Origin of the sequence: Streptomyces thermovulgaris, from assembly GCF_002155915.1 — a bacterium.
Lineage (GTDB): Bacteria > Actinomycetota > Actinomycetes > Streptomycetales > Streptomycetaceae > Streptomyces > Streptomyces thermovulgaris.
In genome coordinates, this window is sequence record NZ_MUME01000130.1 from 1 (window position 1) to 10,238 (window position 10,238).

The following is a 10,238-nucleotide window of genomic DNA, read 5'->3' on the forward strand; positions in this document are numbered from 1 at the left end:
CGGCGCCGCCCGGTGGCCGCGGCGGCACCCTCGCCCGGCGCACGCCCGTACAGGGGCACGACGGCGGCCGGCCCACCACGGCCGCCCCGCCACGGCCGATTCACCGGGCGGCGGGAGTTCCCGGGATGCGCACAGCGGGCCCCGCAGCCCGCTTCCGCGCCGCCTTCCTGGCGCAGGTGGCCACCCCGCTGCCGTTCGTCTCCGGTCCGGCCACGGCGGGCATCATCGCCGCCCAGGCCCCGGGCACGTCGATCCCGCGGCCCCCGGCTTCGCGGGCGGACTGCTCGCCGTCCCGCCGCGCCGGCTCTTCCTGCCGGTGTGTCCGCTCGCGCTGATCGGGGTGCTGTTCACCAACATCCCGGGCCGGTTCGTCGGCCCGCCGGTCCGTCTCGCGGGCGATGCCGGCCTCGGCCGGCCGCTGTCGCCGGTGGTGGCCGCCGTGCTGCATCTCGCGCTGCTGCGGCTGTTCCCCGGGCCCCGGGCGGTTCTCGGACCCGAGGGTCCGCGGCCGGCCCGTGCCGTCGACGTCCCGGTGCCGCCGACCACCGGACCGGGCGCGCCGGACGCCGATCCAGTGGCGGTGTCCTCCGCCGCGAGGAGCTGACGCCGGGCCCGTCCGGTCCGGCGGTGCCGCGGTCACCGGGGCGCACGGGCGTCCCGGTGACCCCGGGGGTCGGTGGGGGCCTGCTGCGGCGTCTCTCGGAGGCGAGGGCGTTGCCGGGCACGCCGGCGGGCGGTCGCCGCCGCCGGCCCCGCGCACCGGCCCCGGCCTCCGGCCCGCGCACCGGCCCGCGCACCGGCCCGTGAGCCGGACGGGCCGGAGGCCGGGGCCGAGGGGCGGCCCGGTACGACGCCCGCCGCGAGGCGGCCGCTCAGGTGGCGTCGCCCGACAGGTCCGCCTGGCGGGCCGACGGAGTGCGTGTCCCGGCGATCGACAGGGAACCGGGGCTCTCCGGCGAGGAGTCGACGGCCCAGCGCTGGGCCGTCGAGCCGTCGCGGGCCTTGACGATCACGTCGGTGCCCACCTGCGGCGAGGAGGGAGCGAGGGCGACCCCCTCCTCCCAGCGGGGCAGCAGCTCTCCCTGCGGGCCGACGTCGTAGCGCACGTCGGAGGTACGTTCGCTGCCGGACTCCGCGCAGGTGCCGAGGACGACCACGCCCGCGTCGGCGTGCGAGTCCAGGCACAGCCCGGGGTCGGCGGCGCTGCGCAGCAGCCCGTCGTCCTCCAGGGACCACTGCTGGTCCTGCTCCGAGGAGCACTCGGCGAGTTCGGCGGCCGCCCCGGCCCTCGGCTCGCCCCGGACGGCGAGGCACAGGCCGATCGAGACATTGCGCAGCCGGGTCTGCCCCGTCCCCGGGGACAGCCCGGTGGTGCCGGGCGCCGCCGGATCGGCGGACGGGGTCGGGAAGGCGGTGCCGGGTGCGGTGACCCCGGCCCCGATCGCGCCGGTGGACGCGGCCGGGGCGGTGCCGCTGTCGCTGGACCACAGGCTGATGCCGAGCACGGTGGCGAGCAGTCCGGCGGAGGCCACTCCGATGCCGGTGCGCAGCGCACGGGACGACCGCGGGGCGCCGGGGAGGCGGCCGGACACCATGACCCGGGACAGCGGCCGGCTCCGGCCGCCGCCGGCCGACCGTCTGCCGCCGCGCCGGCCGGAGCCTCTGGCGCGCGAGGTCCGCTGGGCGCGGTCCGGGCGTGTTTCGAGGTAGCGGGCGGCGCCCCAGCCGAGCACCGCTTCGGCGAGCAGCTCGCCCAGTCCCTTGTCCACCAGGCCGAGTTGTGCGGCCGCCTCCCGGCAGTAGCGGCAGTCGTCCAGATGCCGCTGGACGTCCGGCAGCAGATCGCCGCCCCGGCGGATCGGGGCGTCGAGCAGCCGGTTGTAGAGGCGGCAGCCGTCGGCCGGTGCGAGTTCCTGATGGGCGCGCACACAGCCCTCGCGGAACTTCTCCCGCGCCTGCTCCAGGGTGAGGGCCGCCGTCTCGAGGTCCACGCCCAGCAGTCCGGCCGGGACGTCGAGGGGTTCGGCCTCCACCTCGGTGTGCCACAGCAGGCACTGGCCGGCCGGGAACAGTCCCTCGAAGGCCCGCTGGGCGAGCCGGCGGTTCTCCGGTATCAGGGACGCGGCGGTGCGCATCCCCCGGCCCCCGGCGGGTTTGCGCAACTCCGGGAGGACGCCGGACACCTGCTCCTCCGTGGCCCACAGCCGGACGGTGTCCCGTACGGTCACCAGCAGCCGGGGGCGCAGCGCCGTCCCCGGCTCGCCCAGGGTCAGCCGTTCGAAGACCTGGTGGAAGGCGGCCGAGGCGACCATGGCCGCGGTCGGGGTCGCGGAGGCGAGGCAGATCGCCGCGTACTCGTGGACCGGCTGCCAGTGCCGGGCCATCAACAGGGCGACGCATCGGGCGGCTTCGGCGTCCGAGCTGCCGCCGAGCCGTGCTGCGAGGGACTCGTCGGGTTCTCCCTGGGCACCGCCGGGCGGCGGATAGGGAGGACGAGCAAGGTGGGGGGTGGGCACGAAACGGTTTCCTTCGGTACGTACCTGAATGGTGCGAGATGGTACGCGCGCGGGCTCAGCCTACGTCCGGCGGCGAATCGGCTCGACTCCCCTGGGCTGTCCCCCTCGGACTCGATCCTCGCCCACGCACGGAGAGTTCAGCCTGGCACAACTCAATGACACCCAACAAGGCACACGGGCAGGGCCCCACACCCTTGATGACATAAGGTCAAAAAACCGGGCATTTCAGAAACGCAGGCCCTTGTCGCATCGCCTTCGCCCGCTCCCTGCCACACCCCGTGCGCGGCACGCACGCACCGCATCCCCTGTGCGTCTGCGGCACGTACGCGAGGGAGCCGCCGACGCCGTTCTCCCGTCCGCGGCCGGCGGCCCGGGACCGCGGTACGGACCGAGTGGTGGTCAGATCTGCCAGGAGCGCAGCCGGTCGGCGGCCTCGTAGACGTCGGTCTTGCCGGACATCAGGTCACGGGCGAGGTCGACGAGGGCACCGTAGGGCGGGTCGATGCCCACGCCGCTGATGTACATGTAGGCCACCGCTGTCGCGCAGGCGAAGCGGGCGTTGGCCGCCGGCAGGGGCTTGAGCACGGCGAGGGTGTGCAGCAGCGCGGCGGCCCGCCAGGCCGGGTCGGAGTCCACGCCGAGACGCGGCGGGTCGACACGATGGCGGGCGACGGCGGCCACCAGGGCCGAGAAGTCGTCGATCGCGGGCTGCTCCGGCAGCACTTCCTCGTGGCGCTGCAACAGCCAAGGGACGTCGATGTGGATGACAGGGGGCATCGGTCAGGCGGCCCGCCCCTCGCCCTTCGAGGGCGATTCGTCCTCGGGGAAGGCCTCGGCGAACTCGTCGGCGTGCGTGGTGAAGAACTTGCGGAAAGCCTCGGCGCCCTCCTGCAGGGCCCGGTGCCGAGCTATGTCGGCGGCGGCCGCCTCACGCACGAGCGCCTTCATCGACGTACCGCGCTCCTTGGCGATCTGGCGCAGGTCCTCGAGTTCGCGATCGCTGAACTCCACATTGAGAGCTGGCATGCCCCACACGGTACCGCTCAGGTACTTGCACGTAAATACCCGCAGGTCACAGCGGTGAGGCATCGGTACCGAAGCATGGTTCGCGGGCCCCCGGGCCACCGGGGGGAAGGCATCCGGACCCGTCCCGCGCTCCCGCCGCCGGCCGCCTCGTCCGCCGCCCGGGAGGCGACGCCGTCACTGCGGCGGAACCGGCCGCGCCTTCGGAAGTCCGCTCCGTGCGCGAGGAGTTCCGGCTGCCGGAGCCGGCCCCGCCTCCGACGGGGCGGCCGCACGGCCGCGCACACCACGCACCCTCGCGCGGGTCCCGCCCGCGGCGGGCCGCAGGACGGAGGAGGGCCCCTCGTCCGCGGTTCACCGCTCCTTCCCCTTGTCCCTCTTTGTCTCTTTTCCTTTTCATCCCTCCTTGTCTCTCTGTACCTCTCTGTGCCTCTGCCTCTCTGTGCCTCTCTGTCTTCCTGTCGCCTTGTCCTCTTGTTTCTTTTTGCTTCTTCCTTGCCTTCCCGTCCTCTCGCCTCCTCGTCCCCCTCCTCGCTCTCCGCTGCGCCTTTCTCTTCTCTCTTCCGTTCTCCTCCGTCGTGTTCCTCTTTCCTGCCTCTCCCCTGCCCCTTTCCCTGTCTTTCTCCTGCTCTCCTCTCCGTTTCTCCTTCCCCCTGCGCCTCCCCCGCAGGCGCGAAATACGACGACGACCGTGGCACCGGCGGTCTGCTTCTCAAGGGGTGGACGCCCCCTCCTCGGCTCCCGTCGCGGCCGGGCCGGTGTTCTCCGCGGAAGTAGACTGTGGGAGTGGCGACGATGCGCCCGGTGTACCCGTTCGACGATGCCGTCACGGCACGGGCCGTCGTCGATGATCGCGGTGTCCTCGTGGAGTGGAACGAGGGCGCACGCCGACTGCTGGGCTGGACCCCCGGAGAGGTGCTGGGCAGCCCGGCGGCACACCTGCTGGCCGGCGACCCGCGGCCGGACTTCCCCCGGGAACGGCGCTGGGACGGCACGCTCACTCTGCGGCACCGGGACGGACGCGCCGTGACCGTCTGGGTCCTGGCCAACCGCCGCTCCCCGGAGGAGGGCGGCGGCCTGTTCCTGGTCACTCCCTTGGAGAACGACGCACCCCGGGACCCGGACGATCCGCTGTCCCGGATCGACCTCATGCAGTCCCCCTGTGCCACGGCCGTCTACGACGAGCGACTGCGCCTGCACGGGATGAACGCCGCCATGGCGGAGGTGTTCGGCGGGATGCCGGCCGAGCGGCTGCGGGGTCTGCGCCACTCCGAGATCGGCGGCCACCGGCAGAGCGAGGACTTCGAACGGCACATGCACCGGGTCCTGACCACCGGCCGGGAGGACGACGTACGGACGTATGTGCCGATAGGCGTCGACGGCCGGGCGCACGCCTGGCTGGCCCGCATGTCCCCGGTCACCGACCCGCAGGGGCGGGTGCGCGGGGTGTGCGTCGCCGTGCACGACTTCACCGAGCAGTACCAGGCGCGCGAGCGGCTGCAGCTGGTGAACGAGGCGAGTGTGCGCATCGGCACCACGCTGGACGTCACCCGGACGGCACAGGAGCTCGCCGACGTCTGCGTCCCGGCCCTCGCCGACTTCGTCGGCGTCGACCTGCTGGACACGGCCGCGTACGACAACAAGTCGTCCACCGGCCCGCCGCCCATGCCGGTCGCCCTGCGCCGGGCCGCCCACACCTCCATCACTCCGGGCACGCCGGAGGCCGTCCTCGCGGTCGGGAGGACCGAGGTCTACCCGGCCACCTCTCCGCAGGGCGCCTCCCTGGTGACCCAGCACTCGGTGGTGCTCTCCGAGGAGACCGGCGACCTGGACAAGTGGCTGTCCTGGGACCCGGTGCGCAGCCTGCGTGTCCGGGAGCTGGGTGTCCACTCCACGATGTCCGTGCCGATCCGGGCCCGGGGGGTGACCCTGGGCGTCGCCGTGTTCGTCCGGTTCGAGCGGCCCGGCTCGTTCACGCCCGACGACGTGCTGCTCGCCGAGGAGGTCACGGCCCACGCCGCCGTCTGCATCGACAACGCCCAGCGCTACTCCCGTGAGCGGGAGACCGCTCTGGCCCTGCAGCGCAGCCTGCTGCCGCGCACCCTGCCGCGCACCGCCGCGGTGGAGGCGGCCTCCCGCTATCTGCCGGCGGTCCGGGGCGGGACGGGCGGTGACTGGTTCGATGTGATCCCGCTGTCCGGGATGCGGGTCGCCCTGGTCGTCGGGGACGTCTTCGGGCGCGGTGTGCAGGCCTCGGCCATCATGGGCAGCCTGCGCACCGCCGTACGCACCCTCGCCGACATCGACCTCGCCCCGGAGGAACTGCTCACCCACCTCGACGACGTGGTGGCCCGGATGTCCGCCGGGGGCGAGGACGGCCCCGGGGAGATCAGTGCCAGCTGTCTGTACGCGGTGTACGACCCGATCTCCCGCCGCTGCACGCTCGCCCGTGCCGGACACCCGTCACCGGTCCTGCTCCCGCCGGACGGCCCGCCGCGCCGGGTGGAACTGCCGTGGGGCCCGCCGCTGGGCGTGGGCGGACTGCCGTTCGAGAGCGTCGAGCTCGTCCTGCCGGAGGACAGTGTGCTGGCCTTCTTCACCGACGGGCTGCTCGAGGGCCGCGAACGGGACGTCGACACCGGTCACCGGCTGCTGTGCGAGGCGCTGGCGGCCCGGTCGGGCTCCCTGGAGGAGACCTGCGACCACATCCTGCGCACCCTGCTCCCGGCGGACGGCGCCTACGACGACGCCGCCCTGCTGCTGGCCCGCACCAGGGGCCTGCCGTCCTCCCAGGTGGCCACCTGGGAGGTCCCGACCGACCCGTCGCTGGTCGCCCCGGTGCGCAGACAGGTCGTCGAGCAGCTCGGTGTCTGGGGACTCGACGAGGCGGCGTTCATCACCGAACTGGTGGTCAGCGAGCTGGTCACCAACGCGCTGCGGTACGGCACTCCGCCGATCCGGCTGCGGTTGATCCACAACGGGACGCATCTGATCTGCGAGGTGTACGACACCACCCATGCCGCCCCGCATCTGCGCCGTGCCAAGACCTGGGACGAGGGCGGCCGCGGTCTGCTGCTGGTCGCCCAGCTCACCCGGCGGTGGGGCAGCAGGCAGACCACCGAGGGCAAGACGATCTGGGCGGAGCTGAGTCTGCGCGACGAAGGGTGAGGTGCGCGCGGCACACACCGGCCCGCCCCCGTGCCCCCCATGCCCACGGCCCGGTCCTGCGGCGGCCGGTCTCGGGCACACCGCACACTCGTACTCCCGCGCATCCACGCATCCGTGCGCCCGACGGCGCGGCGACGGCGGCGCACCCGAACACGCGGGTCGCTCCCCGCGGATCATCCGCCCCCGTACGGGTGAACTCCGCGCGGCCTCCGGCGGGAAGGAGTTCCTGGAGGAAAGCACGGTCGGCGCGGATCTCCCGCCCACGCCCGGTTCGCGCATCGGCCGCGCACGACGGCGCACAGGGCGCCGGACGCACGCGGCCACCGTGTGCGACGAAGCTCCAGGAGTGTGGAACATGACGCACACGTCCCCGTCCGCCCGCCGGGCCGCTGCCCTGCCGGCCTGCGCGGCCGCCGCCCTGGTCCTGCTGACCGCCTGCGGCGACGGCGGCGGTACGAGCGCTGCTCCGCAGCGGGTGCCGGTCACCGTCGCGCCCCCGGGCAGCACGGCCGGCTCCTTCGGCCGTGACACGGCGGGCCCCCGTCCCGCCGCCACGAGCACCCGCTGCCGCACCTTCGAGCTGAAGGCGTCGGTGGGCCGCCGCGATCCGGGCGCCGGGCAGGTGAACTTCCCGGTCGTGCTGACCAACACCTCCGAGCGCACCTGCACCGTGCGCGGTTACCCCGGTGCCGCCTTCGTGGACGCCGCGGGCAGGCAGCTGGGCCCGGACCCCCTGCGGTCCCCGGGGACGCCCACCACGGTGACGCTGAGGCCGGGCCGCAGCGCCTGGGCGGGGCTGACGTTCTCCAGTCCGGAGGTGAGCGAGGCGAGGACGGCGGTGCCCGCCGCGCTGCTCGTCACCCCGCCGGACGAGCACGACCACCTCACGGTGGAGTGGACGGCCGGCCCGGTCCCCGTGGGCGGCAACGCCTCCTCGGTGTTCCTGACGGTCCTCGGCCCGGGTACGGGTCCCTGAGCGGTGCACGGATTCCCGAGCGGTGAACGGCCGGGCTTCCCCGTCCTCCGCCGCGTCGTCGTCGACGTGGTTCAGCGCCCGCCGTAGCCGTGTCCGTAGCCGTACCCATACCCGTGGCCGCCCGGGCGGCGGTGACGCCGGTCGCGGTCCCCCGAGCAGAAGCGGTCGCGGGCGTCACAGCTGTCGGCGGGTCGCGGGGCGGCGCCGGTGGCCGTCGGCCGCGGGGTCGTCCGGGGTGCCGGGGTGGCCGTGGCGGCCGGGGCCGGCCGCTTCGCCGAGGACGACGGCCCGGAGGCGGCCGGGGCCGGTGCCCGACCCGAGGAGGCACCGTCCGCGTCCCAGTGGACCACCTCCAGCTGCAGGCCGGGGGTGGAGGCGTCCATCACCCAGCGCTGGGCGTCGTCCTTCGCGCGGAGCTTGAGGACGAGGGCGCCTCCGCCGTCGGTGGCGGCCGGGGTCAGGGCCAGGTCCTGGTCGAAGCGCGGTATGAGAACGCCCTGCAGGGTGAAGTCGTAGCGGATGTCCTTCGGGCGGTCCCGCCCGGAGGGGTCCGTGCAGGGAGCGAGCCGTACCGAGTAGCCCAGGCGGGAGTCCAGGCACAGCTCGGGGGCGGCGCCGCTGCGCAGCAGGCCGTCGGTCTCGTACACCCACTGCTGGTCGGGCGTCGACGCACAGTCCGTCAGCGCGGTCTCCGCACCCTCGACGGCCTTCTTGCCCACGACGCCGACGCACAGTCCGGACGCGACGTTGTGCAGCCGTCCGCGCACGGGGGTCCTGCCCGCCGCGTCGGCGCCGATCCGGGACGGCCCGGCGGACGGAGAGCCGCTGCCGGGTGTGCCGGAGGGCCGTTCGACGGCTCCGGTGGCGGTCGTCCCGTCCCCGGAGCCGAGAACCACCCACAGCGCGAGCGGCAGGACGACCAGCCCGCTCACCGTGGCCACCGCGAGGGCGAGATTGCGCTGCCGCGCGGCCCGTCGCGCCGCCCTCTGGGCCGCCCGCCGTCCCCCGGTGCGCGGCCGGGCCCCGTCGTCCGCCGCGGCCCGTTCCGCTTCAAAGGCCGGACGCCGGGCGCGGTGCCGGGTCCCCGCCGGGGATTCCGCGCCGGTCCCCGGTGCCTCGCCGAACGCCGCGGTCACCGTGGGCGGGGACGGCTCGCCCCCGGCGGACGGGTCCGGGACCGGCCCTCCGCCGGGGAAGGGCGCGCTCGGGGCGGTGGGGCCGAACGGCTCTCCCCCGGCCGGCGGGAACGGCTCGCCCCCGGCGGGCCTCGGGGGTGCCGCTCCTTCCGGGGCCGTGGGCACCAGGCGGGAGTCACGGTAGGCGCGGGCGCCCCAGCCGAGGACGCCCTCGGCGAGAGCGGCGCCCAAGTCCGCGTTGAACTGGGACAGTTGGTCGGCGGTGTGCCGGCAGTGCGTGCAGCCGTCCAGGTGCGTGCGCAGGTCGGGGTCGAGGTCGGCGTCGCCGCGCCGGTAGGTCACGTCCAGCAGCCGGAAGTAGAGCAGGCACTCCTGCCGGGGAGCAGTCCCGCGGTGCACCTGGAGGCATTCCTCGCGCAGCCGTTCGCGGGCCCGCTCCGCCTCGATGCGCGCCTCCTCCTCGCCGATGCCGAGCAGCCGGGCCGGGGCCGCGAGCGGTTCCGCCTCGACCTCGGTGTGCCACAGCAGGACGCGAGCCGTCCGGGACAGCCGCTGGAACGCCCGGGAGAGCAGACGGCGGTTGTCCGGCGGCAGCAGAAGCGTGCCGGCCCGATCGCCGCCGTCGCCCGCCGTCCGCAGCTCCGGGTGCAGCATCTCCCACCGGTGGTCCGCGCTCCACTCGGCCGCGATGCGCCGTACGGCGAGAAGCAGTTGGGGCCGCCAGGCGATCTCCGGCCCCGACTGCCGCAGGGCCTGGCCGAACAGGCGGGTGAAGGCCGCGGTGGTGAGCATGCCCGCGGCCTGCGGGCCGTCGGTGCACAGCCGTGCGTAGGCGTATACCGCTTCCCAGTGCCGGTCGAGCAGCTCCCCGACGGGCAGCAGCGCGGGCTCGATCCCCGTCCACTTCCTGAGTTCGGCGCCCATCTGTTCGTCCGTGACCCCGAACGGACCGCGTGACTTGGGAAAATCGGGCACGCCCGGGTCTTTCACGGCTGCATTCCTCCATACACACCGCGGATTTGGTCCATACCAAAAATGGGGGGTGGCGGCATCCCGAACGTCCTCCGCGCAGAGGAAGGACCCTTTTTCCGCTCGCCGACGGCCCACACCTTTGCACAGGCCGCTGGCGGGCAACAAGGGATTGCACGATTTTGCGCAAAGGACTCCCGATACTGCCTTGTTGACGATTTTTCAATGACGTTCGGAAGCGCTTGCGCGCTTCCGGCGGATGCTCCTGCGGCGCGGGGCCGGCCCGTCGGGCGGACCCCCGGGCCGCCCGTCCGCGCCGGGCGGTCCGGGAGCCGGCGCGGGAGGGGCGATCCCTTGCCGGCAAGGGAAGATCCCCCTCATCGGCAGGGGGGAAAGAACGGGGCGGGGAAGAGGATGACGACGGGAGAGGCCGGGACCGGGGAACCCGAG

At 74.4% G+C, this 10,238-nt stretch carries 7 protein-coding genes; 3 read left to right on the plus strand and 4 right to left on the minus strand.

The genetic code is table 11. The features are described 5' to 3' along the window. Positions 1 to 316: 316 nt before the first annotated feature. The gene (locus CCN35_RS30220) at positions 317 to 604 is read left to right on the plus strand and encodes a hypothetical protein (RefSeq protein ID WP_201450800.1); all 288 of its coding nucleotides are present in this window, start codon (positions 317 to 319) and stop codon (positions 602 to 604) included. Between the two features lie 268 nt (positions 605 to 872). Here the strand turns inward: CCN35_RS30220 and CCN35_RS13070 are convergent, their stop codons facing one another. The 3 genes from CCN35_RS13070 to CCN35_RS13080 all read right to left on the minus strand — a co-directional run bounded on the left by CCN35_RS13070 (position 873) and on the right by CCN35_RS13080 (position 3,542). Continuing rightward, a complete protein-coding gene (locus CCN35_RS13070; protein WP_086792747.1) occupies positions 873 to 2,516 on the minus strand; it encodes an RICIN domain-containing protein in 1,644 nt (547 codons plus the stop codon). A gap of 399 nt (positions 2,517 to 2,915) precedes the next feature. Continuing rightward, complete coding sequence (locus CCN35_RS13075) at positions 2,916 to 3,293, minus strand: toxin Doc (protein WP_067388707.1); 378 nt, start codon at positions 3,291 to 3,293, stop codon at positions 2,916 to 2,918. 3 nt (positions 3,294 to 3,296) lie between these two features. Next, a complete protein-coding gene (locus tag CCN35_RS13080; RefSeq protein WP_067388858.1) occupies positions 3,297 to 3,542 on the minus strand; it encodes a hypothetical protein in 246 nt (81 codons plus the stop codon). Positions 3,543 to 4,334: 792 nt separating this feature from the next. Here CCN35_RS13080 and CCN35_RS13085 point away from each other — a divergent pair. Together CCN35_RS13085 and CCN35_RS13090 are read left to right on the plus strand one after the other, a co-directional pair. Then, on the plus strand, positions 4,335 to 6,707 hold the full coding sequence (locus CCN35_RS13085; RefSeq protein ID WP_067388705.1) for a SpoIIE family protein phosphatase: 2,373 nt from the start codon (positions 4,335 to 4,337) through the stop codon (positions 6,705 to 6,707). 355 nt (positions 6,708 to 7,062) lie between these two features. Next, positions 7,063 to 7,683, plus strand: coding sequence for a DUF4232 domain-containing protein (locus CCN35_RS13090; protein WP_067388703.1), 621 nt, complete (start codon positions 7,063 to 7,065; stop codon positions 7,681 to 7,683). Between the two features lie 71 nt (positions 7,684 to 7,754). On the opposite strand, the gene CCN35_RS13095 is transcribed toward CCN35_RS13090, so the two are convergent. Then, complete coding sequence (locus tag CCN35_RS13095) at positions 7,755 to 9,743, minus strand: RICIN domain-containing protein (protein WP_079129507.1); 1,989 nt, start codon at positions 9,741 to 9,743, stop codon at positions 7,755 to 7,757. Positions 9,744 to 10,238 lie beyond the last annotated feature (495 nt).